Annotated in this window: 25 protein-coding genes and 1 riboswitch; of the genes, 14 read left to right on the top strand and 11 right to left on the bottom strand. The window is 56.0% G+C overall.

The features are described from left to right. Positions 1-231: 231 nt before the first annotated feature. Both dnaG and rpsU read right to left on the bottom strand, forming a co-directional pair. Positions 232-1,986, bottom strand: coding sequence for a DNA primase (gene dnaG / locus EC836_RS06875; RefSeq protein ID WP_123331441.1), 1,755 nt, complete (start codon positions 1,984-1,986; stop codon positions 232-234). A gap of 143 nt (positions 1,987-2,129) precedes the next feature. Beyond that, positions 2,130-2,345 (bottom strand): 30S ribosomal protein S21, encoded by a 216-nt coding sequence (rpsU, locus tag EC836_RS06870; RefSeq protein WP_001144069.1) that lies wholly within the window; start codon positions 2,343-2,345, stop codon positions 2,130-2,132. 308 nt (positions 2,346-2,653) lie between these two features. On the opposite strand from rpsU, the gene tsaD reads away from it, so the two are divergent. Further along, on the top strand, positions 2,654-3,667 hold the full coding sequence (tsaD, locus tag EC836_RS06865) for a tRNA (adenosine(37)-N6)-threonylcarbamoyltransferase complex transferase subunit TsaD (protein ID WP_123331439.1): 1,014 nt from the start codon (positions 2,654-2,656) through the stop codon (positions 3,665-3,667). Positions 3,668-3,712: 45 nt separating this feature from the next. Here tsaD and plsY read toward each other — a convergent pair whose 3' ends face one another. Then, positions 3,713-4,333 carry a glycerol-3-phosphate 1-O-acyltransferase PlsY gene (gene plsY, locus EC836_RS06860; protein WP_123331438.1) on the bottom strand — a complete coding sequence of 207 codons (621 nt, stop codon included), beginning with the start codon at positions 4,331-4,333 and terminating at the stop codon, positions 3,713-3,715. 107 nt (positions 4,334-4,440) lie between these two features. On the opposite strand from plsY, the gene folB reads away from it, so the two are divergent. After that, positions 4,441-4,800 (top strand): bifunctional dihydroneopterin aldolase/7,8-dihydroneopterin epimerase, encoded by a 360-nt coding sequence (gene folB, locus EC836_RS06855; protein WP_123331436.1) that lies wholly within the window; start codon positions 4,441-4,443, stop codon positions 4,798-4,800. Positions 4,801-4,961: 161 nt separating this feature from the next. Next, on the top strand, positions 4,962-5,783 hold the full coding sequence (gene bacA, locus EC836_RS06845) for an undecaprenyl-diphosphate phosphatase (RefSeq protein ID WP_123331434.1): 822 nt from the start codon (positions 4,962-4,964) through the stop codon (positions 5,781-5,783). A 32-nt stretch (positions 5,784-5,815) separates the two neighbouring features. On the opposite strand, the gene EC836_RS06840 is transcribed toward bacA, so the two are convergent. Further along, complete coding sequence (locus tag EC836_RS06840) at positions 5,816-7,036, bottom strand: multifunctional CCA addition/repair protein (RefSeq protein WP_123331431.1); 1,221 nt, start codon at positions 7,034-7,036, stop codon at positions 5,816-5,818. Positions 7,037-7,185: 149 nt separating this feature from the next. Beyond that, the gene (locus EC836_RS06835; protein WP_123331429.1) at positions 7,186-7,806 is read right to left on the bottom strand and encodes a TIGR04211 family SH3 domain-containing protein; all 621 of its coding nucleotides are present in this window, start codon (positions 7,804-7,806) and stop codon (positions 7,186-7,188) included. A 307-nt stretch (positions 7,807-8,113) separates the two neighbouring features. On the opposite strand from EC836_RS06835, the gene EC836_RS06830 reads away from it, so the two are divergent. The 3 genes from EC836_RS06830 (at position 8,114) to hldE (ending at position 13,920) form a co-directional block, all read left to right on the top strand. Next, on the top strand, positions 8,114-9,418 hold the full coding sequence (locus EC836_RS06830; protein WP_123331427.1) for an inorganic triphosphatase: 1,305 nt from the start codon (positions 8,114-8,116) through the stop codon (positions 9,416-9,418). A gap of 105 nt (positions 9,419-9,523) precedes the next feature. Continuing rightward, positions 9,524-12,358 carry a bifunctional [glutamate--ammonia ligase]-adenylyl-L-tyrosine phosphorylase/[glutamate--ammonia-ligase] adenylyltransferase gene (glnE, locus tag EC836_RS06825; protein WP_123331425.1) on the top strand — a complete coding sequence of 945 codons (2,835 nt, stop codon included), beginning with the start codon at positions 9,524-9,526 and terminating at the stop codon, positions 12,356-12,358. A gap of 131 nt (positions 12,359-12,489) precedes the next feature. Beyond that, positions 12,490-13,920 carry a bifunctional D-glycero-beta-D-manno-heptose-7-phosphate kinase/D-glycero-beta-D-manno-heptose 1-phosphate adenylyltransferase HldE gene (gene hldE, locus EC836_RS06820; protein WP_123331423.1) on the top strand — a complete coding sequence of 477 codons (1,431 nt, stop codon included), beginning with the start codon at positions 12,490-12,492 and terminating at the stop codon, positions 13,918-13,920. A 106-nt stretch (positions 13,921-14,026) separates the two neighbouring features. Here hldE and EC836_RS06815 read toward each other — a convergent pair whose 3' ends face one another. Beyond that, complete coding sequence (locus EC836_RS06815; RefSeq protein WP_123331421.1) at positions 14,027-14,371, bottom strand: accessory factor UbiK family protein; 345 nt, start codon at positions 14,369-14,371, stop codon at positions 14,027-14,029. A gap of 147 nt (positions 14,372-14,518) precedes the next feature. After that, positions 14,519-14,668: riboswitch (FMN riboswitch) on the top strand. Between the two features lie 108 nt (positions 14,669-14,776). On the opposite strand from EC836_RS06815, the gene ribB reads away from it, so the two are divergent. Together ribB and ygiD are read left to right on the top strand one after the other, a co-directional pair. Beyond that, positions 14,777-15,433, top strand: coding sequence for a 3,4-dihydroxy-2-butanone-4-phosphate synthase (gene ribB, locus EC836_RS06810; RefSeq protein WP_123331420.1), 657 nt, complete (start codon positions 14,777-14,779; stop codon positions 15,431-15,433). A 268-nt stretch (positions 15,434-15,701) separates the two neighbouring features. Beyond that, a complete protein-coding gene (gene ygiD / locus EC836_RS06805) occupies positions 15,702-16,487 on the top strand; it encodes a 4,5-DOPA dioxygenase extradiol (protein WP_123331418.1) in 786 nt (261 codons plus the stop codon). 109 nt (positions 16,488-16,596) lie between these two features. Here the strand turns inward: ygiD and EC836_RS06800 are convergent, their stop codons facing one another. The 3 genes from EC836_RS06800 to tolC form a co-directional block, all read right to left on the bottom strand. Then, on the bottom strand, positions 16,597-17,757 hold the full coding sequence (locus tag EC836_RS06800) for a glutathionylspermidine synthase family protein (RefSeq protein WP_123331416.1): 1,161 nt from the start codon (positions 17,755-17,757) through the stop codon (positions 16,597-16,599). 6 nt (positions 17,758-17,763) lie between these two features. Further along, positions 17,764-18,441 carry a DUF1190 family protein gene (locus EC836_RS06795; protein WP_123331414.1) on the bottom strand — a complete coding sequence of 226 codons (678 nt, stop codon included), beginning with the start codon at positions 18,439-18,441 and terminating at the stop codon, positions 17,764-17,766. Between the two features lie 177 nt (positions 18,442-18,618). Then, positions 18,619-20,061, bottom strand: coding sequence for an outer membrane channel protein TolC (gene tolC, locus EC836_RS06790; protein WP_123331412.1), 1,443 nt, complete (start codon positions 20,059-20,061; stop codon positions 18,619-18,621). A 211-nt stretch (positions 20,062-20,272) separates the two neighbouring features. Between tolC and nudF the strand changes: the two genes are divergently transcribed. The 6 genes from nudF (at position 20,273) to EC836_RS06760 (ending at position 25,733) form a co-directional block, all read left to right on the top strand. Continuing rightward, positions 20,273-20,905, top strand: coding sequence for an ADP-ribose diphosphatase (nudF, locus tag EC836_RS06785; protein WP_123331410.1), 633 nt, complete (start codon positions 20,273-20,275; stop codon positions 20,903-20,905). Next, a complete protein-coding gene (locus tag EC836_RS06780) occupies positions 20,905-21,330 on the top strand; it encodes a DUF1249 family protein (RefSeq protein ID WP_123331408.1) in 426 nt (141 codons plus the stop codon). Before nudF ends, EC836_RS06780 begins: the two co-directional genes overlap by 1 nt. 47 nt (positions 21,331-21,377) lie before the next feature. Further along, positions 21,378-22,205, top strand: coding sequence for a 3',5'-cyclic-AMP phosphodiesterase (cpdA, locus tag EC836_RS06775; RefSeq protein WP_123331406.1), 828 nt, complete (start codon positions 21,378-21,380; stop codon positions 22,203-22,205). Positions 22,206-22,208: 3 nt separating this feature from the next. Beyond that, positions 22,209-22,793 (top strand): esterase YqiA, encoded by a 585-nt coding sequence (gene yqiA / locus EC836_RS06770; RefSeq protein ID WP_123331404.1) that lies wholly within the window; start codon positions 22,209-22,211, stop codon positions 22,791-22,793. Positions 22,794-22,845: 52 nt separating this feature from the next. Further along, on the top strand, positions 22,846-24,741 hold the full coding sequence (gene parE / locus EC836_RS06765) for a DNA topoisomerase IV subunit B (RefSeq protein ID WP_123331401.1): 1,896 nt from the start codon (positions 22,846-22,848) through the stop codon (positions 24,739-24,741). Between the two features lie 92 nt (positions 24,742-24,833). Further along, the gene (locus tag EC836_RS06760) at positions 24,834-25,733 is read left to right on the top strand and encodes a LysR family transcriptional regulator (RefSeq protein ID WP_123331399.1); all 900 of its coding nucleotides are present in this window, start codon (positions 24,834-24,836) and stop codon (positions 25,731-25,733) included. Positions 25,734-25,749: 16 nt separating this feature from the next. Here the strand turns inward: EC836_RS06760 and EC836_RS06755 are convergent, their stop codons facing one another. Then, positions 25,750-26,055 carry a putative quinol monooxygenase gene (locus EC836_RS06755; RefSeq protein WP_123331397.1) on the bottom strand — a complete coding sequence of 102 codons (306 nt, stop codon included), beginning with the start codon at positions 26,053-26,055 and terminating at the stop codon, positions 25,750-25,752. A gap of 40 nt (positions 26,056-26,095) precedes the next feature. Next, a complete protein-coding gene (locus EC836_RS06750) occupies positions 26,096-26,677 on the bottom strand; it encodes an NAD(P)H-dependent oxidoreductase (protein ID WP_123331395.1) in 582 nt (193 codons plus the stop codon). Positions 26,678-26,782 lie beyond the last annotated feature (105 nt).

Raw genomic sequence — 26,782 nt, 5'->3', positions numbered from 1 at the left:
GATTATTGCCGCTGCCCATCGTGGCGGCTGTCAGGGTCTACCTGACGGATAATCGGCACCTAAGCCGCTTGAGTTGTCTTCCGAGGCCATCTCACTTGCCAGTTTGACCGCTGGCAGTGCTCGAAACCTCACGTACTTCAGTACGCTCCGGTTCCTGTGCGCTGGCAGCAATCAAACTGGCCGCGCCGATTACGCCTCTAAATTCTGTGTAATAAAACCAAAATATCGAAGTCAGGAAGATCTGTTCTTCGCTAGAACTTCAGTCAGAGAACGGACTTCCGTTCGTTCTCCCGGTGTCAGGCCATGTGTTCTTGCACGAGCGATCAGCTCTTCAAGCCGACGCTCCAGCGCGGCGTCGTACATGCTGGCCAGCGCATCCTGAAACATGGTGTCGATTTCGTCATCAACAATCATATGGTTCCAGGTTGCCAGCGTTTCAAGGCTCTGACTAAATTTTGTTCCACGGTATAACTCTAGTAGCTGTCCGGTCGTCAGGCCAGGGTGAGCAACGCAAGTACTCACTAATTCTACAAAGAGCGGGAATCCTGCCACCTCGGACTGCTCCAGTCCTTCAAGGGAAGGGACCATGGCACCCAGATGCGGATTCTGCACCAGCAGCCCAATAAGTATACGCATGGTCGTGCGTTTTAGCTGGGGCTGCGCGGGCGGTATCGCATTTTCCGCCTTGCCCGGCATGAGTTTCTCAAGCTGGCTGTCATCGAGGATACCGAGCTTGTTGCCCAATTCCTGGCGCAGATAAATGCGCAATGTTTCGCCAGGTACCTGACTAATCAACGGCAGCGCCAGGGTACTGAGCTGGGCGCGACCATCAGGAGATCGGAGATCAACCTGCGGCATCAGCGTATCAAACAGAAACCCTGACAGCGGCATGGCCTGCTCCATCCGAGCCTCAAACGCCTCTTTACCCTCTTTACGAATCAGCGTATCCGGGTCTTCACCGTCGGGCAGAAACATAAAGCGTAGCTGACGGCCGTCATTCATGTAAGGCAGAGCCGTTTCCAGTGCTCGCCAGGCGGCTTCACGCCCCGCCCGGTCACCGTCGTAGCAGCAAATGACCGTATCGGTCGTGCGGAACAACAGTTGAATATGCTCTGCCGTGGTTGAGGTCCCCAGTGACGCAACGGCGTAATCCACGCCAAACTGCGCCAGGGCCACCACATCCATATAACCTTCAACAACCAGCAGTTTTGCCGGTTCAGGATGATTCTTCTGCGCTTCATAAAGGCCATAAAGCTGGCGACCCTTATGGAAAATATCGGTTTCCGGCGAGTTCAGATACTTCGGCATCCCGTCGCCCAGTACGCGGCCACCGAAGCCAATTACCCGTCCACGTTTATCGTGAATGGGGAACATCACCCGTTCGCGAAAGCGATCGTAGCTGCGGCCCTGGTCGTTAGTTACCAGCATGCCGGCATCGATTAGCGTTTGCTTATCTTCCGGATTACGGCCAAAGCGCTTTAAGGCATTGTCCCAACCTGCAGGAGCGAAACCGATAGAAAAGTGCTGGATAACCTCATTGCTCAGTCCGCGCTGGGCGAGATAATCCCGCGCGCCTGCGGCCTGGCTCTGCGACAGCGACTGCTGATAGAAATCCCGCAGGCCGGTCATCAGCTGATAAAGACTTTGACGCTGGTGGCGCTCGAGCTGGCTGGGGCCGGAGCCGCTTTCGTACGGCACTTCCAGGCCATAGGCCGTTGCCAGCTCTTCAATACTTTCGACAAATTCCAGACGGTCGTAGTTCATCAGGAAGTCGATGGCGTTACCGTGCGCGCCACAGCCAAAACAGTGATAAAACTGCTTCTCGCCGTTTACGGTGAAGGAGGGGGTTTTCTCATTATGAAAAGGACAGCATGCGTGATAGTTTTTACCCTGCTTTTTTAGCTTAACGCGCGCATCAATAAGATCCACGATGTCCGTGCGGGCTAATAAGTCGTTGATAAAAACACGCGGAATGCGTCCAGCCATAAATCCCCTTCGAGAGCTGCCCTGAGAATAATCCGTTATTCACTTATGGCTATAAACGAGAACAAGCCGCGCATTCCTTTCGGAAAGCACGGCCTGATAACTACTAACTTGTCTGTGAAACGTGAGGGCGAACCCTCAGAAAATTAGTACAGACGAGTGCGGCGTGCGTTTTCGCGAGCCAGTTTCTTCGCGTGGCGTTTTACTGCAGACGCTTTAGCGCGCTTACGTTCGGTAGTAGGTTTTTCATAAAACTCACGACGACGAACTTCAGCCAGAACGCCTGCTTTCTCGCAAGAACGCTTGAAGCGACGCAGTGCTACGTCAAATGGCTCGTTTTCACGTACTTTAATTACCGGCATGTAACTCTCACCTCGGATAAATTCGGTTTTGCCGCTGGCATCAGTGCCAGCTCATTTCAAAATGGTGCGGAATTTTACTCCAACACAGGCTGCGTTGTAAAGCACCATAGCATAAAGTAACCAACAGATGCGCCTGTGCGGCTGCCGGCTTTTTTCAGGGGGCTGATTATACATCAAACAGGCATCGGCGTTGGGAAAAAAATCACCTTTTTGCACAACGGTTAACCGCAGTGAGGGTAAAATTGCCGCCGTTAAAAGCGTGCGCGTGCTACACTGCGCGCCGCAAGAATTGAGGTAAAAAGACAGCCATGCGTGTTCTCGGAATAGAAACATCCTGCGATGAAACCGGCATTGCCATTTACGACGATGCTGCGGGTTTGCTCGCTAATCAACTTTACAGCCAGGTCAAACTGCATGCCGATTACGGCGGCGTTGTGCCGGAACTGGCCTCGCGCGACCACGTGCGCAAAACCGTCCCGCTGATCCAGGCCGCGCTGCGTGAAGCCGGACTGCAGGCGCAGGATATTGATGCCGTAGCCTACACCGCCGGGCCAGGCCTGGTGGGTGCGCTGCTGGTGGGGGCCACCATTGGCCGTTCGCTGGCCTTCGCATGGGATGTGCCGGCAATCGCCGTTCATCACATGGAAGGGCATCTTTTAGCGCCGATGCTGGAAGAGAACCCGCCGGAATTCCCGTTTGTGGCACTGCTGGTTTCCGGTGGTCACACCCAGCTGATTAGCGTGACCGGTATCGGTGAGTACACGCTGATGGGGGAGTCGGTTGACGATGCCGCCGGTGAAGCCTTCGATAAAACCGCCAAGCTGCTGGGGCTGGATTATCCCGGCGGACCGATGCTGTCGAAAATGGCGCAGCAGGGCGTGGAGAAGCGTTTTGTTTTTCCAAGGCCGATGACCGATCGCCCGGGACTGGACTTCAGCTTCTCGGGTCTGAAAACCTTCGCCGCCAATACCATTCGTGATAATGACGCCACCGATCAAACTCGTGCCGATATTGCCCGTGCGTTTGAAGACGCGGTGGTGGATACGCTGGCGATAAAATGTCGCCGGGCGCTGGATGAAAGCGGATTTAAGCGGCTGGTGATTGCCGGTGGGGTGAGCGCTAACCGCACCCTGCGCAGCAAACTGGCGGAAATGATGCAGAAGCGCGGTGGTGAAGTGTTTTATGCCAGGCCTGAGTTTTGTACCGACAACGGCGCGATGATTGCCTACGCGGGCATGGTGCGGCTTAAAGGCGGGACTCTCGCCGGACTGAACGTTACCGTCCGCCCTCGCTGGCCGCTGGCGGAACTGCCGGCGATTTAAGCACGACCGCCTGAAACCACGGTGTTTCAGGCTGACTATCCTAAATTACGGCTGGGGTTTATCCTGGCCGTTTTTCTTTTTCTTCTTCCAGATTTTACTTTCCTGACCGCGCCACAGGCGCTGGATATTGTCATGATGCCGCAGCAGGATCAGGCAGGAGAGCATCGCCACCGGGAAGGTGAACTGGGGTTTGAACCACCAGACATAAAACGGCGCGATCAGGGCACTGATAATCGCACCCAACGAAGAATAGCCACTGAGCAGCACGGTCAGCAGCCAGGTGCCGGTCATCAGGCCGGTCAGATCCCAGCCGATGGGAGCAATCGCACCGAATGCCGTCGCCACGCCTTTGCCGCCTTTGAAATGGAAGAACACGGGGTAGATATGGCCAAGACAGGCCGCAATCGCGGTCAGGCCGAGGTAGAGCGGCGTAATGCCCTGACTGTAGGCCAGCCAGACCGGCAGCATGCCTTTAAGAACATCAAAAACCAGTACCGTCGCCGCCGCACTTTTCCCGCCTAAGCGCAGTACGTTGGTGGCACCTGGGTTGCCCGATCCGTTTTGGCGTGGGTCCGGCAATCCGAACAGTCGGCAGACCAAAATCGCGCTGGAGATGGAGCCACACAGATACGCGAAAAGGATCATACCAAGCGCGAATACACTCATAACACCGTTCCGTCTTGTTGGGGTCGTTTTGTTGTGAACATCCGTGGATAATACGCATAAACCGCCGGGGATGGTATCCGGCAACCACAAAAACAGAGAGCCGTATCATGGATATCGTATTTATTGATCAATTGTCCGTTATCACCACCATCGGCGTTTACGACTGGGAACAGACCATTCAGCAGAAGCTGGTGTTCGATGTCGAAATGGCGTGGGATAACCGCAAAGCTGCCGCCAGCGATGATGTGAATGACTGTCTGAGCTATGCCGATGTATCAGAGGCGATTATTGCCCACGTCCAGAACGGGAAATTTGCGCTGGTTGAGCGCGTAGCGGAAGAGATCGCCACTTTACTGTTGAACCAGTTCGCTTCGCCGTGGGTGAAAATTAAGGTCAGCAAGCCGGGCGCCGTTGCGCAGGCACGTCAGGTTGGAGTGATCATCGAACGAGGTAATATTCCGAAATAAATTCAATGTGATTGCCATCACAATGAAACCAAATCACAGTAAGGTTTGTCTTAAGTTGCGGCTTAGGGGTGATCCTGAATTTTTTCAATAAATTCAGGGCTGATTGGCGGAAGCGTTGGCGACCGCCTTTTTAATGATTTTAAAGGGTAAAAGGTAATTTGATGGCAGATATTCATCAGCTATGGGTTGCAGCGATTCTAGGGATAGTTGAGGGGTTAACGGAGTTTCTCCCCGTGTCATCTACCGGACATATGATCATCGTCGGTCATTTGTTGGGGTTTGAGGGAGAGAAGGCGGAAACCTTCGAAGTCGTTATCCAGCTAGGCTCGATCCTTGCCGTAGTGGTGATGTTCTGGCGTCGTTTGTTCGGTCTGATCGGGATTAACTTCGGTGAAGTTAAGCATGAAGGAACCGGCACCGGGCATTTAACGCTGATCCATATCCTGCTGGGTATGGTGCCGGCGGTGGTTATTGGTCTGCTGTTACACGATAAAATCAAGACCCTGTTTAACCCGGTTAACGTGATGTATGCGCTGGTGGTGGGTGGCGTTCTGCTGATTGCCGCCGAGCTGCTGAAGCCAAAACAGCCAAAAGCGGTTGGGGTGGATGATATTACCTACCGCCAGGCCTTCATCATCGGCTGCTTCCAGTGTCTGGCGCTTTGGCCCGGTTTTTCCCGTTCGGGTGCAACCATCTCCGGCGGTATGCTGATGGGCGTGAGCCGCTATGCCGCATCGGAGTTCTCGTTCCTGCTAGCTGTTCCGATGATGATGGGCGCCACCGCGCTGGATCTCTACAAAAGCATGGGCTTCCTGAGCATCGCCGACCTGCCGATGTTTGCGGTAGGCTTCGTCACCGCCTTTATCGTGGCGCTGATTGCCATTAAGAGCTTCCTGCATATTATCAAACGGATTTCGTTTATCCCGTTTGCGATCTACCGCTTTATTATTGCCGCTGCCGTATACGCGGTGTTTGTGCTGTAAGTCACATCAGGGCGGGTCGCGACGATCCGCCCTTACTGCGCCTGCCAGGCCTCCAGCGCCGCAATACGTCTGCGCGTCAGTTCTTCCCTCACTTCTGCACCTTTAAATCCGGCCGCGACCACATCACGCGTAGGGACCTCTGACACAATTCTGAAGGCTTCTCTCAAATACCTGCCCTGGGGATAGGCATTATTCTCGAACCCACTACGTCCGCGCGCGTCGGCTTCGCTGGTCAGCGCAATCTGTTCAATGCGGTGTGGCTTACGCCAGGCATCGATCCTGTCGAACAGGTTAACCAGCGTAGCGGCGGAATGGTTCTGAATGGTATGCACAAGATCGTGGAATTCAGTCACCAGCAGGGCAAGATCGCGAACGTTGTTCGGCACGCGCAGGCGCTCGCACAGCGCGGCAACCAGCGGGACGCCAGCCAGCCCGTGGCCGTGGTGACTGGGCCATTTCTCCGGTGAGGTCAGTGCCTTGCCGACATCGTGGAACAGCGTGGCGAAGCGCACATCCAGCTCCGGGCTAAGCTGTGCAGCCATCGCCAGCGTCATCAGCGAGTGAACGCCGCTGTCGATTTCCGGATGCCATTTCGCTGGAGCCGGCACGCCGTAGAGATTGTCTAATTCGGGGAATAAAATCGCCAGCGCATCGCAGTCGCGCAGAACCTGGAAAAACACCTGCGGATTACGGGTCAGCAGCGCGCTCTCCGTCTCTTTCCACACGCGTTCCGCCGTGAGGTGATTCAGTTCGCCGCTGTGGGCCATTGAGCGCATCAGCGCCAGCGTTTCCTCTGCGATGCGGAAATTAAGATGGGCAAAGCGTGCGGCAAACCGGGCAACGCGCAGCACGCGCAGCGGATCTTCATTAAACGCGGCGGAAACATGGCGCAGAATACGCTGCTCAATGTCAGCACGGCCATTATAAGGATCGTAATACTGGCCGTCATCGTCGCGCGCGATGGCGTTGATGGTCAGATCGCGGCGCGCCAGATCCTGCTCCAGCGTCACGTCGGGGGCTGAATAACAGACAAACCCCGTATAGCCATTGCCCGACTTGCGTTCGGTACGCGCCAGCGCATATTCCTGATGATTTTCCGGATGCAGAAAAACCGGGAAATCACGCCCGACCTGGGAATAGCCCAGCGCGAGCATCTGCTCAGGCGTGGCGCCGACCACCACCCAGTCTTTATCTTTCAGCGGCAAATTCAGCAGTCCGTCACGAACCGCGCCACCGACAAGGTATATTTTCACTGCACATCTCCAGAATAAAACGTCAGGTCAGAGGAAAAGCATTTTTTTATTTTCTGCCGTAATACTACAACATCCGACGGGGAGGATGCCAAATTGCAGGTATGCCAAAGAGGGCATCTACAGATGCCCTCTGGCCAGACCGGAAAACGTTAGTTCATCCAGCGGTCGTTTTTCTTCCTGCGCGGCAGCATATGCGGCAACAGCAAACCGAGCAGCAGGCCGAAACCGGCCACGCCGCCGCCGTACATAAACCACTGCATAATGATGGTGCGCTGCTTATCATCCAACTGAACGTTGGCGGCATCCACCTTTTTACTGGCGACCACCAGCTGGTTCTTAAGCTGCTGATTTTCATCTTTCAGGCTGTTAATCGCATCGTCGCTGCCTGCGACTTTTTTCTGCATTTCTGCCGTGCGCTCATTCCAGCTACCGTCAATGTTCGCCAGCTTAGCGGTCAGATCTTTGACCTGCTGCTCCAGTTCCGGAACGCGGGAACGCAAGCTGGGCTGTTCACTGAGCTGGCTCAGTGGGATCCAAGTCGTCCGGCCCTGCGAATCACGGATCTGACCGTATTTGCTGTTCTCATTAGACTGCAGCAGGGTAACTTCTTCCCCCGCATTCAGAGTACCGATCAGGCGATAATCGTTACCGGGACCGCTGCGAACCCAGGTAGAGAGTTCGTCGGAAATGTAGCGTTTTTCTTCAGCATGCACGTTAGCTACGGCGCTAAAAGCCAGAAAAGTCAGGCCAATAAAGTGAGTTTTTTTCATTCGAACTCTTTTTTCATAAGTACTGGGCGAAAGTAATAACACAGTCTGGAGCGGCCTCGCAGAAAGCTGAATGAGAACTGTCCTGATCTCGGGCGACATGGGAGGCAACGCGCGAAAGCGTAATAAAGCAGAGACATCCCTGCTGCTTGTGCATTACTCTTCTTGGTATATCAGGTGCGATGATCCGTAAGTAACCCTGCTTTTTTGCAGCGGCTGAATCAGCTCTTTCTGCGCTATCGGGAAATTTGCGGTTATTATCAAACACTACCACCATTTACCGTGCCGGTAATCATTTAGATAAGACATTATGACCATCGAAATCGAGCTAAAGTTCATTACCACCGCCGATGCCGCGACAAAACTCGCCAGCCAGCTGGCTAACTGGCCCCACGCGCACTCCGCCGGGCAGAAGCTAAGCAACATCTACTTTGAAACCGCTAACGGCCAGCTGCGCAGCTGGGACATGGGGCTGCGCATCCGTGGTTTCGGTGACAGTTTCGAAATGACGCTGAAAACGGCCGGGCAGACCATTGGTGGCCTGCACCAGCGGCCGGAGTACAACGTTGCGCTCAATGAACCGGTGCTGGATATTCATCAGCTTCCCGCCGAAGTCTGGCCGGAAGGGACCGATCTCGATGCGCTCCAACAGCAGCTCACGCCGCTGTTCAGCACGAATTTCGTCCGTGAGAAGTGGGTCGTGACCTATGGCGAAAGCGAAATTGAAGTGGCCTTCGATCTGGGTGAGGTCAGCGCCGGCGATCTGAGCGAGCCGCTGCATGAAATCGAGCTGGAGCTGAAAAGCGGCCACCGTGACGATCTTCTGGCGTTTGCCGCCGAGCTGACAAAAATGGGCGGCCTGCGGCTGGGAAGCCTGAGCAAAGCCGCGCGCGGTTATGCGCTGGCGAAAGGTAACCCACCTCGTAAACTGCGTCCGGTACCGCTGCTCAAGGTCAAACCTAAGGCGACGGTCGAGCAGGGAATGCAGGCCGCTTTCCTGCTGGCGCTCAGCCAGTGGCAGTATCATGAAGAGCTGTGGCTGCGGGGGAATGCGGCAGCACTGGCTGAAATTCAGGAAGCGCTGGAAACGCTGCGTCAGGCATTTTCCCTGTATGGCGCACTGGTTCCGCGTAAGGCCAGCAGCGAGCTGCGTCAACGGCTGACCGAGCTGGAAGGCTCGCTGCTGGAAGAAGAGCTGGATGCGGAGTCCGTCTGCTTCAGCTCGCTCTGGCTGGAAACGCAGCTGGCGCTGACCACCTGGATTGCCACGGCGCGCTGGCGCGACTTCATCGACCCGAAAACCGATGCCAAGCTGCAGGGATCCTTCAAGCGCTTTAGCGATATTATGCTCGGCCGCATTTCCGCCGATCTGAAGGAGACCTTCGGTCAGATCAATCAGCTGAATGAATATCAGGATAAACTGACGCGCCTTCATCGCCAGCAGCTCGCTGTGCATCTGCTTGCCGGTTGTTATGACGATGCCGTGGTGAGTGCGTGGCTGGGTAGCTGGCAGCTGCTGCGTCAGGCGATTATTGAGCAGCAGGATGTTTGGCTGGATGGCCATCGCCGTCAGGCAGTGAAACAGCCGGTATTCTGGAAGAACGGTAACGCCTGAGTCGTTAGAAACGTTTATTTTCCATGCCCGTTGATCGTGTGTTGCAGGATGGCAGCCAACGCCCCTGGAGCCTGAGGATCGGGGGTGATTAATCAGGGAGTGTTTATGGTGCCTTTACTATCGCAGCCGCTGCCATCCTTGCTGGCTGAACAGATTGCCGTTATCGATCCCCTTCCGGATGGCGCGACTTCGCAGCAGCAGTCCGTGCTGGCGTTTAGTGATTTCATCAACGATAACCTGGCGAAACATCCTGAATGGTGGCAGCAGTTGCAGACGCAGCCGCCGCGTGCCGACGAGTGTCAGCACTATAACGCGTGGCTGGCAGAACGGCTGGCTACGGTGCTGGATGAGAACACGCTGATGCGCGAGCTGCGGCTGTTTCGTCGCCATATGCTGGTGCGTATCGCCTGGATGCAAACCCTGGCAACCAGCAGCACCGAACAGACGCTAGCGCAGCTGAGCGAGCTGGCGGAAACGCTGATCGTCGCCGCGCGTGACTGGCTGTGGCACGCCTGCTGCAAGGATTTTGGCACGCCGGTCAACGCCGCCGGAGAACCGCAGCCGCTGTTGATTCTCGGAATGGGAAAACTGGGCGGCGGTGAACTAAATTTCTCTTCCGATATCGATTTGATCTTCACCTGGCCAGAAAATGGCGTAACGCAGGGCGGACGGCGCGAGCTGGATAATGCCCAGTTCTTTACCCGCCTGGGCCAGCGATTGATTAAAGTCCTCGATCAGCCAACCGTAGACGGCTTCGTTTACCGCGTGGATATGCGGCTGCGGCCCTTTGGCGACAGCGGCCCGCTGGTGCTGAGCTTTGCGGCGCTGGAAGATTATTACCAGGAGCAGGGGCGCGACTGGGAACGCTACGCGATGGTGAAAGCCCGACTGATGGGCGGCGGCGACGATCGCTGGAGCCAGGAGCTGCGGCAGATGCTGCGGCCGTTTGTCTTCCGCCGCTATATTGATTTCAGCGTGATCCAGTCCCTGCGCAATATGAAGTCGATGATAGCGCGTGAGGTACGGCGACGCGGGCTGACGGACAACATCAAGCTGGGCGCGGGCGGTATCCGCGAAATTGAATTTATTGTTCAGGTCTTCCAGCTGATCCGCGGTGGCCGCGAACGTTCGCTTCAGCTACGTTCGTTGCTTCCTACTCTTGAATCAATCAGCGCGCTGAATTTGCTGCCGCAGCAGCAGGTAACACAGCTGCACGACGCTTATCTGTTCCTGCGGCGGCTGGAAAACCTGCTGCAGAGCATTAACGATGAGCAGACGCAGACGCTGCCAACGAACGAGCTGGACCGCGCGCGACTTGCCTGGGCGATGGGGTTTGCCGACTGGCAGGGCCTGCACGACCGGCTGGATGCACATATGGTGGCGGTGCGTTCAATCTTTGACGAGCTGATTGGCGACGACGCTCCGGAAAGCGGTGATAACCGCGAAGCCGGCGAATATGGCGTGCTGTGGCAGGACCAGCTGGAAGAAGCTGAACTGCTGCCGCTGGTCCCGCATCTGGACGGTGAGGCGTGCCAGCAACTGCTGCGAGCGATTAACGATTTCCGCATGGATGTGGATAAGCGCACGATCGGCCCACGTGGCCGTCAGGCGCTCGATCAGCTGATGCCGCGTCTGCTCAGTGAGGTGGTGCCGCGCGATGATGCCGTGGTTACGCTTAGCCGCCTGACGCCGCTGCTGCTCGGTGTGGTCACGCGCACCACCTATCTGGAGCTGATGACGGAATTCCACGGCGCGCTCCAGCATCTCATCCGCCTGTGTGCCGCCTCCCCGATGGTTGCCAGCCAGCTGGCGCGTTATCCGCTGCTGCTTGATGAGCTGCTGGATCCGGCAACGCTCTACCAGCCAACGGCCACCGATGCCTATCGCGACGAACTGCGTCAGTATCTGCTGCGTATCCCGGAAGAGGATGAAGAACAGCAGTTGGAAGCGCTGCGGCAGTTTAAACAGGCGCAGCATCTGCGCATTGCCGCGGCGGATATCGCCGGTACGCTGCCGGTAATGAAGGTCAGCGATCATCTGACCTGGCTGGCCGAAGCGATGATCGAAGCGGTGGTGCAGCAGGCGTGGAATATGATGGTGCAGCGCTTTGGGCGACCATCGCATCTGACCAGCGACAGCGAGCGCGGTTTTGCCGTGGTCGGCTACGGCAAGCTGGGCGGCTGGGAGTTGGGCTACAGCTCGGATCTGGACCTGGTGTTCCTGCACAACTGCCCGCAGGAAGCGGTAACGCTGGGCGAGCGCAGTATCGACGGTCGCCAGTTCTATCTGCGTCTGGCCCAGCGGGTGATGCACCTGTTCAGTACCCGCACCTCGTCGGGCATTCTGTATGAAGTCGATGCCCGCCTGCGCCCTTCAGGCGCTGCCGGTATGCTGGTCAGCACCTTTGAAGCCTTTGATGACTACCAGCGCAATGAAGCCTGGACCTGGGAGCATCAGGCGCTGGTGCGCGCGCGCATCGTTTACGGTGATGGGGAACTCAGCCAGCGTTTTGCTGAAATTCGCCGTGGCATTCTGGCGCAGCCGCGTGAAGCGGAAACGCTGAAGGTTGAGGTGCGGGAGATGCGCGAAAAAATGCGGGCGCACCTCGGACAGAAGCATAAAGGCCGCTGGGATATTAAAGCCGATGCCGGTGGCATCACCGATATTGAATTCATTACGCAATATCTGGTCCTACGTTATGCCTCGCAGGATCTGACGCTGACCCGCTGGTCCGACAATGTGCGCATTCTCGAACTGCTGGCTAACGGTGACAGGATGGCGGATCCCGAGGCGAAAGCGCTGACGCATGCCTACGTGACGCTGCGGGATGCGTTGCATCACCTGGCGCTGCAGGAACTGCCGGGCCACGTGGAAGAGAGTGCCTATGTCGGTGAGAAAGCCCAGGTCAATCAAAGCTGGCAAACCTGGTTTGGTGACTGAGTGAACAGGCTCAGTGTGAGTCCGGTGGCGAAGTGAACAACGCGGCCGCGATAGCCAGGCACGGCAACATTTGTGCTATTATCGCGCGCCTGAATTTTTGGTTTTTATGCTGTCTGGAGTGGAGTGTCTGAATGAAAGTTACACTGCCTGATTTTAAACGTGCGGGTGTTCTGGTCGTTGGTGATGTGATGCTGGATCGTTACTGGCACGGGCCAACCAGCCGTATTTCCCCCGAAGCTCCGGTACCGGTAGTCAAGGTTGAAAACGTGGAAGAGCGTCCTGGCGGGGCGGCTAACGTGGCGATGAATATCGCTTCTCTTGGCGCGGAATCTCGCCTCGTTGGGCTCACCGGCATTGACGATGCTGCGCGCGTACTGAGCGAGACGCTGACCAGGGTTAATGTGCAGTGTGATTTTGTTTCGGTGCCAACCCATCCTACCGTCACCAAACTGCGCGTTTTGTCGCGCAATCAGCAGCTGATTCGCTTGGATTTTGAAGAAGGTTTTGAAGGGGTTAACCCGGAACCAATGCACGAGCGCATTCAGCAGGCCTTGCCTAAGATCGGTGCGCTGGTGCTTTCCGACTACGCCAAAGGCGCACTGGCCAGCGTGGAAACCATGATCAAGCTGGCGCGTGAGGCCGGTGTGCCGGTGCTGGTGGATCCGAAAGGGACCGACTTTAGCCGTTATCACGGTGCCACCTTGCTGACGCCAAATCTTTCCGAATTCGAAGCGGTCGTTGGTAAGTGCAAAAGCGAAGCTGACATCGTTGAGCGCGGCACCGCGCTTATGCAGAAGCACGGCCTGTCGGCGCTGCTGGTTACCCGTTCTGAAAACGGCATGACGCTGCTGCAGCCGGGTAAAGAACCGTTCCATATGCCAACGCAGGCACAGGAAGTGTTCGATGTGACCGGTGCGGGTGATACGGTTATCGGCGTGCTGGCGGCCGCGCTGGCCGCAGGCAACAGCCTGGAAGAGAGCTGCTTCCTGGCGAACGCGGCAGCGGGCGTCGTGGTGGGTAAACTGGGTACGTCGACGGTTTCTCCAATTGAGCTGGAAAATGCCATCCACGCGCGCCCCGAATCGGGTTTTGGCGTGATGGATGAAGCACAGCTGAAGGCCGAAGTGGCGAAAGCGCGTCAGCGCGGCGAGCGCGTGGTGATGACCAACGGCGTGTTTGATATTCTCCATGCCGGGCACGTTTCCTATCTCGCCAATGCCCGCAGGCTGGGCGACCGGCTAATCGTGGCGGTGAACAGCGATGCGTCCACGCGTCGCCTGAAGGGCGAAACCCGCCCGGTTAACCCGCTGGAAAACCGCATGATCGTGCTGGGCGCGCTGGAAGCCGTTGACTGGGTGGTGGGCTTTGAAGAGGACACGCCGCAGCGTCTGATTGCCGACGTGTTGCCGGACCTGCTGGTAAAAGGGGGCGACTACAAGCCAGAAGATATCGCGGGCAGCAAGGAAGTGTGGGCGAACGGCGGTGACGTGCAGGTGCTTAACTTCGAAGACGGTATCTCAACCAGCAATATCATTAAGACGATTATCAATCGTAAGAACTGACGGGTATCTATTGTCTTAACTCACCGATATCGACTTTCAGAATGAACCGATATCTGTCGTCAGAGTTAAAAAAAGCTGCCCGATAGGGCAGCTTTTTCTTTGTCGATCAGACCGGGTCTTTAGCATCGCCAGGCTCGGACGCTGCCTGCGCTGCGGGGGCTGGCGTGACCGGTGCAGAAGCGGTTCCAGCGGTCGGCGCTGCTGGCGCAGCAGCCTGATTCTCCAGCGCCGTCAGGCGTTGTTCCAGCACGGCCAGTTTCTCGCGGGTGCGCAGCAGCACCTGAGTCTGCACATCAAACTCTTCACGATTAACCACATCCAGCCGGGTCAGCTGAGCCTGGATAGTCTGACGGATTTTTTTCTCCACATCATCACCTAACTCGCGGATACCTTTTGGCATAGATTCATGGATCTGGCGGGCCAGTTGTTCAATTTTTTTAGCATCAATCATAGCGGCTTCCTGGTAGCAGCAAATTTTCTATAAGTGTAATCGCTCAGGGGAAAAGGATAAACCGGAAATGAGCATAGCGAATAAATGGATATAAATTTGCCAGTTTTGTTCGTTGCCCACGTGCATTATCAGCGCTATAGTAACCCTGCTTATTCTCAGGGCGGGGCGAAATTCCCCACCGGCGGTAAATCAGCTTCGGCTGAAAGCCCGCGAGCGCTTCAGGATCATTCCTGAAGGACAGCAGATCCGGTGTAATTCCGGGGCCGACGGTTAGAGTCCGGATGGGAGAGAGTAACGTATCTTGTCGGGCTAACGCTCGCCTCGCGTTATTTTTTTGTCACAGCTTGACACTCCTAAGCTCGCCCTGATTCTGGTAACCCATACATTTATTAAGGTTTATTTACCATGAATCAGTCGCTACTTTCTGAATTTGGCACGCCTGAACAGCGTGTAACACGTGCTATCGACGCGCTCCGCGCTGGCCGCGGCGTAATGGTTTTAGATGATGAAGATCGTGAAAATGAAGGTGATATGATCTTCGCCGCCGAAACCATGACCGTAGAGCAGATGGCATTAACCATCCGTCACGGCAGCGGTATTGTTTGCCTGTGTCTGACCGAAGAACGTCTTGCCCAGCTTGACCTGCCGATGATGGTTGAGGATAACACCAGCGCCTACGGCACCGGTTTCACCGTTACCATTGAAGCTGCGCAGGGTGTGACCACCGGCGTGTCCGCTTCTGACCGCATCACCACCATCCGTACCGCCGTTGCCGATGACGCCAAGCCTGCCGATCTGAATCGTCCTGGCCATGTCTTCCCGCTGCGCGGCCGTGCCGGTGGCGTGCTGACCCGCGGCGGTCACACGGAAGCCACCATCGATCTGGTAACGCTGGCGGGCTTCAAGCCGGCCGGTGTACTGTGTGAACTGACTAACGATGATGGTTCAATGGCGCATGCGCCGGAAGTCGTTGTCTTTGCTAAACAGCATGATATGCCGGTCGTCACTATTGAGGATTTGGTGGCCTATCGCCGCAGCCACGAAACGCGTCAGGCAAGCTAAGTTTCTCTGGGCCGGTTTACCCGGCCCTGTTAATTTATCCTGCTTCCTGCTTCCTGCTTCCTGCTTCCTGCTTCCTGCTTCCTGCTTCCTGCTTCCTGCCTTTATCCAGTCCTTAGTCTCCGGTTCTCATGTACATCAGCCAACCGCGCTCCAGACCGCTGCCTCTGTTCAAATTATCTGAACATCTTCATCAGGGTTATCCTGGTTCATCGCGATAAATATGGGCGTAATGTAAGCGTCATTGAACGAACACTTCTGGAGTAAGACCATGAGTCACCAACGTATGCCTGCACTCTTCCTTGGCCACGGCAGCCCGATGAACGTGCTGGAAGAGAATGTCTATACCGAAACCTGGCGCAAACTGGGTGAAACGTTACCGAAACCTAAAGCGATTATTGCGGTTTCCGCGCACTGGTATACGCGTGGCACGGCGGTGACCGCCATGGAGAAGCCGCGTACCATTCACGATTTTGGCGGCTTCCCACAGGCGCTGTTTGACACACGTTATCCTGCGCCCGGTTCTCCCGCGCTGGCCCGCCAGATTGCGGAAGTACTGTCGCCGGTTGACGTTCAGCTGGATCAGGAGTGGGGATTCGACCACGGCTCATGGGGCGTGTTAATCAAGATGTACCCGGATGCCGATATCCCGGTGGTGCAGCTGAGCGTCGACGGTACAAAACCGGCGGAGTACCACTTCGAGCTGGGGCGTAAACTGGCGGTACTGCGTGAGCAGGGCGTGATGATTGTCGCCAGCGGTAACGTGGTGCACAACCTGCGTATGGTCCGCTGGCAGGGCGAAGCAGAAGCCTATCCGTGGGCCGAGTCATTTAATCAGTACGTGCGCGACAATCTGGCGTGGCAGGGTGATGACGCTCAGCATCCGCTGGTTAACTTTATGCAGCACGACGGTGCGGCGCTGTCCAACCCGACGCCAGAGCACTACCTGCCGCTGCTGTACGTGCTGGGTGCGCGATCGCACGATGAAGCGGTCACCATTCCGGTGGATGGGATTGTTATGGGGTCGTTGAGTATGCTCTCAGTCCAGGTGGGCTAACAGCCTGGTTTACTTGCCGCTCCGGGATTGGGCAGTGCTCGTCTCCTCACGGACTCGTGTTCACTCCGGGACGAAATCAGAAAGGGCGAGGGAAGCCTCGCCCAACAGGTTACTCGATAAACGCGTGCGGATAGAAACGGGACAGATCCTGAGTGATCAGGTCTCGATCTTCCCTCAGGCCGATTCCGGCTGGCTGATCGTCGATCAGCCAGGAGCCGATCAGCGTATAGCTGTCACCAAACTTCGGCAGCGGATGGAACTGCTGAACGATCATGCCCTCTTCACCATAAGGTCCGTCAACGCGGGCAATCTCTTTGCCGTTTTCAACGATGCTGATATTAGCGCCCTCACGGGAAAATAGCGGTTTAACCACGTATTTATCCATGTGCGGCACGTTATCTTCCGCGAAGTATGCGGCCAGCAGATTCGGGTGATTCGGGAACATCTTCCACAGCAGCGGCAGCATCGCCTTATTGGAGATGATGCTCTTCCATCCCGGCTCCAGCCAGCGCACGCCCGCATCGGCCAGCTTGGTGGAGAACATCTCGCGCAGCATAAACTCCCAGGGATAGAGTTTGAACATGTTGCTAATCACCTGGTCGTTCACATCGGTGAACTGGCCTTTCTCACCCAGACCAATGTCGTCGATATACAGAAACTCGCTCGGCAGACCTGCCTCGGTCGCGCAGTCCTGCAAATACTGCACCGTGCCGCGATCCTCTTCGGTATCGCGGCAGCAAGCGAAGTGCAGCAGGCCAAAGCCGTGTTTCTGATGCAGGTCGGCAAAACGCGCGATCAGTTTTTCCTGCAGACTGTTGAACTGGTCGCTGCCCGCCGGCAGGTTCCCGGCGTTAAGCTGTTCTTCCAGCCAGATCCACTGGAAGAACGCGGCTTCATAAAGCGAAGTGGGCGTATCGGCATTATTCTCCAGCAGCTTGGCAGGAGAATGCCCGTCCCAGGCGAGGTCAAGCCGGGAATAGAGCGATGGCTGGCCGCTTTTCCAGGATTCCCGTACGAAATCCCAGGTATGCTTAGGAATGCGAAACTTCTCCAGCAGCTCTTCGCTACCGGTAACCAAATCCACCGCCTGTAAACACATCTGATGGATTTCGCTGGTGACATCTTCCAGCGTTTCGATCTGCTGCAAAGTGAACTGATAGTAGGCATCCTCACACCAGTAGGGCTCACCGTACAGGGTGTGAAAATTAAAACCGTATTCAGTGGCCTTTTCTCGCCAGTCGGGACGCTCAGCAATAGCGATGCGTTTCATCCGGCGTTAGCCTCCCATACTGCGGCTGGTGGTGCCGGAACGGTTGCTGCTGGATGCGCTGCTGCGCTGCATCGTGGACTGCTTCGCCACGCTTTCACCAAAGCCGCCGCGTGTTACGGTGCTGGTGGTGGCAGGCTTAGGTGCCATTGCGGTTTTGGGTACGGTCATGGTGCGGCCTGATGCAGCCGGGCCATAGCTCTTGCCGGCGGCATCGACGAATTTACCGTTAGCCGGGCTGGCCGGGTTTTTTGAGCTGAACAGCGGCTGCTGCTGGCCCATACCGCCGCTCATCATACGGCCCATCATGTAACCGGCCATCAGTGGCATCCAGAAGCTGCCGCTGGACTGATTTTCCGCATTGGTAGTCACACCCGCCTGTGCCGGGGTCTGCTGGCACTGGCCTTCGCCAAATTCAGCCACGCAGTCTTCACGGCTGGCGTATTTCGGTGCGGTTTTCACCGCTTCTTCTTTCGCTTTATTAAATGCGACGGAGCACTGCTCGGATTTACCCGGGTTGGCGCTGGAGCAGTCATCTGCGTTCATATACATCGAAACGCTTTCGTCCGTTTGCTCACAGCCCGCCAGCATAATGACAGCTGTTACCGCCAGGGCTACCGGCGTTAAATGACGTGCGCCCCAGCTTTTACGAAAAGAGGCGTGATTAATCTGTTTAGTCCGTTTCATGGCTTTCTGTCCTGTGCCCAAAGATAGTGCATAGGATAGGGGAATGGCGGTGAAAAATGAAGCGATGTGCCCGCATGGTACGGGGATCTTTACGAAGCTATACGTTTGATTGTGAAGGCAGGCTTACAAATTGCATCGAAGGGAAGAAGGGCAGCCGGTGCTGCCCTTTATAACGGATTACTGCCCGAATGGGTTACCGCTGGTCTTCGTCCCTGCCGATGCTCTGGCTGGCTGGCTTAAATCGCGATCTGCGGCGGCGTCCTGCTGTGGGGTTTCAGGTGCGACAGCATCCGGTGTTGTGCCAACATCTTTGCCAAGATGATTATTCAGCGTGGTCAGGTCATCCTCGTTGAGTGTACCCAGCGCGGATTTAATATTCAGCTGATTAATCATGTAGCTGTAGCGGGCATTCGCCAGCTGCTGTTTCGCATTGAACAGCGTTGTTGTCGCGTCCAGCACGTCAACGATAGTGCGCGTTCCCACCTGATAGCCGGCTTCCATGGCATCCAGCGAGCTCTGTGAAGAGACCACGGCCTGCTTGTAAGCGTTAATGCTGCTGATCGACGCGTTTACGTTGTTAAATGAAGAACGTACGGTCTGCACGGTAGTACGGTGTGCGCTTTCCAGCAGCTCGCTGGAGGAAACAAACGCATACTGTGCCTGCTTCACCTGGGACGTGACCGAACCACCGCTGTACAGTGGCAGAGTAAAGCTCAGTCCAACCTGGTTGCTGCCGCTGATATTGTCCGTGCCGGTGGAGCGATCGCCGTGGTAGCGATTGTTTGACAGGCCGGTTGACGCGGTCAGACCAACGGTAGGCATATGGCCGGTTTCAGCGGAGCGAATTTGCTCGCGAGCCAGGTCCTGAGTCAGACGGGCGGAGAGCAGGCTGAGGTTACGGCTTTCAGCCTCTTTCAGCAGATCTTTCACCGGCTGCGGCTTATCCGTTTTGAAGCGATCCACGTTCAGCGATGCCAGGCTTGGATAGTAGTTGCCGGTAACCTGACGCAGAGACTCGACGGCGTTATCCAGGTCGTTACGTGCGCTCACTTCGCTGGCCAGCACGCTATCGTACTGTGAACGGGCGTTCTGCACGTCGGTGATGGCGACCAGGCCCACGTTAAAGCGCTGGGTGGTTTGATCCAGCTGACGATAAATTGACTGCTTCTGCGCTTCGGTATAGGAAAGGGTATCAATCGCATTCAGAACGTTGAAATACGCCGTTGCGGTATCCAGAATCAGTTTCTGCTGTGCGGTCTGATAGGTGACATCCTGAATCCCGGCGGTTTTTTCCTGCAGGGTCAGCGCACGCCATTTTGACATATCAAAAATGGTCTGGGTCAGCTGCAGCGACGCGCTTTTTGTATCGCTGTTCGAATCGCGGGCATCACGGTAACCGTTAGTATAGCTATAGTCCGCTCCCAGTCCGAGTTGCGGTAACAGCGGGCTGCGGGCTTCGTTAATTTTCTCAAACGCGGCATCGCGATCGGCCGCTGAGCTACGAAGGTCAGGATTGGATAAACGGGCCTGCTGATAGACCTGCAGCAGGTTTTCAGCCTGGCTGGCAACACTGAAGCCGCCCAGGCTCAGACCAATGAGTAAAGGGAGCAGTTTGTTCATTTGCATTCCTTGTAGTGCCGCAAAATTGCTATGGTAGCGCTGGCGTAGGCCAAAAAATTATCGCCGATTCTATCAGAGACTGCCGATAAGGTAAGTTGGCTGAAAGTGCCATCTCGCTTTAATTTACGTAAAAAATTCATCAGAAACTACAAACCTGGCGGTATTACTATTGCACTTATCATCATTGTGATCATTTTCGGAAGGGGCAATTATGACTATCTGTAACACATTCCCGGTAACGTTCACCAAAGACGATGTAGAAATTATCGCACGAGAGACGCTGTACCGCGGATTTTTTTCAGTGGAGCGCTATCGTTTCCGCCATCGCTTGTTTAACGGGGAAATGAGTGGTGAAGTAAGCAGGGAAATTTTCGAGCGCGGTCATGCCGCGGTGCTGCTACCCTATGATCCGCTGCGCGATGAAGTCGTGCTGATCGAACAGATCCGCATCGCCTCCTGGGATACCAGCCCAACGCCCTGGAAGCTGGAACTGGTCGCCGGAATGATAGAAGAAGGTGAAACGCCGGAAGAGGTTGCAAGGCGCGAAGCGGTGGAGGAAGCGGGACTGACCGCCGGGCGAACCAAACCGATTTCCAGCTACCTCTCCAGCGCGGGAGGCACCACCGAAAGATTGATGATGTATGTGGGTGAAGTGGATGCCAGCGTGGCGAAGGGAAACCACGGTCTGGAGGAAGAGAATGAGGATATTCTCGTGCATGTGGTGAGCCGCAGTCAGGCCTATCAATGGGTGGAAGAGGGGAAAATCGATAATGCTGCTGCGATCATTGCCTTGCAATGGCTGGAGCTGCACTATAAACAACTGTGTAATGAGTGGAAGCCTTAATGATGAAGCGTTACGTCCCTGACTTTCCAGAAATGATGCGCGTGTGCGAAACTAATTTTGCCCAGCTGCGTCGTTTACTACCGCGTGATGACCAGGCCGGAGTGTCAGTGGCGTACCAGGTGAACGGTGCCAGCTATCAGATTACCATTCTGGAATCGACGCGTTACACCACGCTGGTGGAGATTAAACAAACCGCCCCGGCCGTCAGCTACTGGAGCCTGCCTTCGATGTCGGTCAGGCTCTATCACGATGCGATGGTGGCGGAAGTGTGTTCAACACAGCAGATCTATCGATTTAAAGCACGCTATGATTATCCTAATAAAAAGCTGCATCAGCGTGATGAAAAACACCAGATTAACCAGTTTCTGGCGGAGTGGCTGCGCTACTGTTTGTCCCATGGTGCGATAGCCATACCGGTATGTTGAACCCGCTGCTACACGTTTTGAGAGAGCGCGAACCTTAAGGACTTTGATTGGATAGCTTGTTGAAACTTCCTGTAGCGAGTGGGTCCAGTATCAGGATTTTACAGATAACGGATTCTCACCTTTTCGCAGGTAAACATGAAACGCTGCTGGGTGTGAATACCTGGGCCAGTTATGAAGCGGTGCTGGAAGCCATCGCTGCACAACGTCGACATTATGATCTGATCGTTGCCACCGGCGATCTGGCGCAGGATCACACCACCGAAGCCTATCAGCATTTTGCTGAGGGTATTGCGCGCCTGCCCGCTCCCTGCGTCTGGCTGCCCGGCAACCATGATTTTCAACCAACCATGTTTAGCACGCTGGCAAACGCCAGTATCGCCGATGAAAAACATGTGCTGATCGGCGACCGCTGGCAGGTGGTGCTGCTGGACAGCCAGGTCTTTGGCGTGCCGCACGGCGAACTGAGCGAGTATCAGCTGGAGTGGCTGGATAAAACGCTGGCTCAGGAGCCACAGCGCCACACGCTGGTGCTGCTTCACCACCATCCGCTGCCTTCCGGCTGCTCCTGGCTCGATCAGCACAGCCTGCGAAATCCGCATATGCTGGACGCCGTGCTGCAGCGCTATCCGCTGGCGAAAACCCTGCTCTGTGGTCACATTCATCAGGAACTGGATCTCGAATGGCAGGGTAGGCGCGTGCTGGCTTCCCCTTCGACCTGCGTCCAGTTCAAGCCACACTGCACCAACTTTACCATTGACGCGGAATCCCCCGGCTGGCGCTGGCTGGATCTGTTCGATGATGGCCGCGTAGAAACGGAAGTCTGCCGACTGACTACGCGAATTTTCAGCCCGGATCTGGACTCGGAAGGCTACTGATCGATGGCGACGCTGCTTTATCTGCATGGTTTTAACAGTTCCCCCCGCTCGGCAAAAGCGACCGCGTTCGGTAGCTGGCTGCGTGAGCATCATCCATCGGTTAATTTGCTGGTTCCCCAACTCCCCGCTTTCCCGGCAGAGGCGGCAGCGCTGCTGGAAAATATCGTGATGCAGGCGTCAGGCGAGCCGCTGGGTATGATCGGTTCATCGCTTGGCGGATATTACGCGACCTGGCTTTCACAGCGTTTTACGCTACCTGCGGTGGTGGTGAATCCCGCCGTCAGGCCGTTTGAACTGCTGGTGGATTTCCTCGGGGAAAATGAGAACCCCTACACCGGCCAGCAATATGTGTTAGAGTCGCGCCATATTTACGATCTAAAAGTGATGCAGATTGACCCGTTAGAGTCGCCGGATTTGATCTGGCTGCTACAGCAAACGGGTGATGAAGTGCTCGACTACCGCCAGGCCCTGGACTATTACAGCGCCTGTCGCCAGACGGTAGAAGAGGGCGGAAATCATGCTTTTATCGGATTCGAACGCCATTTCTCCGCCATGTTTGATTTCCTGGGATTAACCCGGCAAGAGTAAGATGGGACGGAGTTTGGCCAATCATTTTTAGCCACTAATTCAGATTGTTACCATGACTCAATCCAGCTATAACGCTGATTCCATTGAGGTTCTCAGCGGCCTTGAACCCGTGCGTCGTCGCCCGGGAATGTACACCGATACCGCACGGCCTAACCACTTAGGCCAGGAAGTGATCGACAACAGCGTGGATGAAGCGCTGGCCGGTCACGCCAAACGTGTGGAAGTGATTCTGCACGCCGATCAGTCACTGGAAGTTATCGATGACGGGCGCGGCATGCCGGTGGATATCCACCCTGAAGAAGGCGTGCCGGCCGTTGAGCTGATTTTCTGCCGCCTGCATGCCGGCGGCAAATTCTCCAACAAAAACTACCAGTTCTCCGGCGGCCTGCACGGCGTAGGAATCTCGGTGGTGAATGCCCTGTCAAAACGCGTGGAAGTGACCGTGCGCCGTAATGGCGAAGTCTACGAGATGGCGTTTGAAAACGGCGATAAGGTGCAGGACCTGTCGGTGACGGGCACGGTAGGCAAACGCAATACCGGTACCCGCGTGCAGTTCTGGCCTGATGAATCCTTCTTCGACAGCCCGCGCTTCTCCGTATCGCGCCTCAGCCACCTGCTGAAGGCGAAAGCGGTGCTGTGCCCGGGCGTGGAAATCGTCTTCAAAGACAAGCTTAACAATACCGAACAGAGCTGGTGCTACGCCGATGGCTTAACCGACTATCTGATGGAAGCGGTTAACGGCCTGCCTCTGCTGCCGGAAAAACCGTTTGTCGGTGCGCATGCCGGTGATGTTGAGGCGGTTGACTGGGCGCTGCTGTGGCTGCCGGAAGGCGGTGAGCTGCTGACGGAAAGCTACGTTAACCTGATCCCGACCATGCAGGGCGGTACCCACGTTAACGGCCTGCGTCAGGGGCTGCTGGACGCGATGCGTGAGTTCTGTGAATACCGCAATATCCTGCCGCGCGGGGTGAAGCTCTCGGCGGAAGATATCTGGGATCGCTGTGCCTACGTGCTGTCGGTAAAAATGCAGGATCCGCAGTTTGCCGGACAGACCAAAGAGCGCCTGTCATCGCGCCAGTGCGCCGCCTTTGTTTCGGGCGTGGTGAAAGATGCCTTCAGCCTGTGGCTGAATAACAACGTGCAGACGGCAGAGATGCTGGCCGAGCTGGCGATTTCCAGCGCCCAGCGCCGCATGCGTGCCGCCAAAAAGGTGGTGCGTAAAAAGCTGACCAGCGGTCCGGCGCTGCCGGGTAAACTGGCGGACTGTAGCGCGCAGGATCTGAATCGGACCGAGCTGTTCCTGGTCGAAGGAGACTCGGCGGGCGGATCGGCCAAGCAGGCGCGCGATCGTGAGTATCAGGCGATCATGCCGCTGAAAGGTAAGATCCTCAATACGTGGGAAGTCTCCTCGGACGAGGTGCTGGCTTCGCAGGAAGTGCATGATATTTCGGTGGCGATTGGTATCGATCCGGACAGTGAAGATCTCAGCCAGCTGCGCTACGGTAAGATCTGTATCCTCGCCGATGCCGACTCCGACGGACTGCATATTGCTACGCTGCTGTGCGCGCTGTTCGTCCGTCATTTCCGTTCGCTGGTGCAAAACGGTCACGTTTACGTGGCGATGCCGCCTCTCTACCGTATCGATCTGGGTAAAGAGGTTTACTACGCACTGGATGAGGAAGAAAAGGCCGGTATCCTCGAGCAGTTAAAGCGTAAGAAAGGCAAGCCTGGCGTGCAGCGCTTTAAAGGTCTGGGTGAAATGAACCCGCTACAGCTGCGGGAAACGACCCTCGATCCGAATACTCGCCGTCTGGTACAGCTCACGGTCGACGAAAGCGATGTGGATCAGACGCTGGCAGTGATGGATATGCTGTTAGCGAAGAAACGCTCGGAAGATCGCCGCAACTGGCTGCAGGAAAAGGGCGACACCGCCGAAATCGAAGTCTGAATACCCGGGCGGATCGTTATTTACGATCCGCCTGAATACCCGCATAATCGTTTCCGACGCGTTTTCCCTCTCTTCTCCCAAAGGCCAGCCCAGTGAAAATTACCCTTGAAGAACTGCGTGCGTGGGTGGTGGTAGTGGACTGCGGCTCAATTACCGCCGCCGCCGAACACCTGAACCAGACCACTTCCGGCATCAGCCGGGCGCTGAGCCGGCTGGAGAGCAAGCTGCAAACCACGCTGCTGCACAGAACCACCCGCCGCATTGCACTGACCGAAGAGGGGCAGATATTCCTGCTGCATGCCCGGCAAATCATCGCCTCGGTGGAGGCCGCCGAAGAGCAGATTGCGCAGCGGCGCGAAATCCCTTCCGGCAGGCTGCGGGTGAACGCCGCGTCGCCGTTTATGCTGCACGTTATCGTGCCGCTGATCGATGGATTTGCGCAGCGCTATCCGCTGATTGAGCTGGAACTGAATACCGATGACGTGGTGATTGATCTGCTTGAACAGCAGACCGATATTGCGATTCGGATTGGCGAGCTGCGGGATTCAACCATGCACGCCCGCGCGCTGGGCAGCAGCAAGCTGAGGATCATGGCCAGCCCGGCGTATCTGGCGAAATACGGTACGCCACAGAGCGTGGCCGATCTGTCGCACCACCGTCTGCTGGGCTTCAGTCAGCTGGAACAGCACAATATCTGGCCAATCCGGCAGGCCGACGGCGAGCTGCTGCAGATTAAGCCCACCGTTGGGGCCTCCAGCGGGGAAACGCTGCTGCATCTGGCGCTGAACGGGCAGGGGATCGTACGCGTTTCCGATTTCCTCTGTAGGGAGGCGACGGCAAGCGGGCAGCTGGTACCGGTACTGGCGGCGGAAACCTGTGAAATGCGGCATCCGGTTAATGCGGTCTACTATCGCAACAGCACCCTGGCCGCGCGTATTAGCTGTTTTCTTGACTACCTCAGCGAGCAGCTTGCCAGCAAAAATTTACTGTAAGCTGCCCGCGGGTTTTTTAGGCGGGTTCCAGCACGAAAATCTTCACGTCAACGACGTCATCCTTGATGACCGCCCGGTGGGTTTCCATATGGTCCGCCTGCTGATGCAGTTCCAGATGGCGCAGGGATTCCCAGTGTTCCACCATAAAAATCGAGTCCGGCGAGTGCTGCTTCCACGGCACCTGCGCTTTATGATCGATCAGCGCCTGATAGCTGCCGCAACCTTCTTCCTGCAATACTAAGGGTATCAGCCGTTCAATCGCCTCAAGCACTGCGGCACGACGGCCCGGTTTAATACAAATTTCAGCCACAACGGTCAACATAGCGCTTCCTCAGATCGATGAATCGAAATAACAGACTAAGTTAAGCAAAGATTGTACTCAGATGAGTCCGATAACGGGAAATATCTCCTGCAATATCAGGCTGCTTAATCACATCATTACAGATAAAGGTTGGCAGCCCCTCCATCCCCAGGAACTGATTGGCCTTGTGGAAGTGCAGATAAACGCCGTCAACGCCAACGCCTTCAAAGAACTGCTCCGGATCGGTAAAGGCCTGTAGCGGGGCATTCCACGTCAGAGACAGCATATACGTTTTCCCCTGCAGCAGACCGCCGGATCCGTATTTTTTCGCCGCGTCCGAACGCGTGCGGCCATCGCTGGCATACAGCTTGCCGTGGCCTTCGGTAAACACCTCATCAATGTATTTTTTCAGCGTCCAGGGTTCACCCATCCACCAACCCGGCATCTGATAAATGATGGTGTCAGCGGCGAGGTATTTTTCAATCTCGTCGGCGACCACGTAGCCATCATCCACCACGGTGACGTCAACATGGTGTCCTGCATCGCGAAGCCAGCTGGCGGCGATGCCGGTCAGCGTATGGTTCAATTCCCCTTTCGAGTGCGCAAAGGTCTTACCGGCATCAATAATTAAAATATGGCTCATGGCTTATTCCTGATTCCTGATTCTGTGAAGTTGACGCCAGTCTACAGTAGCCTGAGGGGCGGTTAAATGTGGTGTGGATCACAACACTGTTGCCTGCCAGTCAAT

The organism is Erwinia sp. JUb26, from assembly GCF_003751505.1.
Taxonomy (GTDB): domain Bacteria; phylum Pseudomonadota; class Gammaproteobacteria; order Enterobacterales; family Enterobacteriaceae; genus Erwinia.
This window is presented reverse-complemented; position numbering and strand designations above follow the sequence as displayed.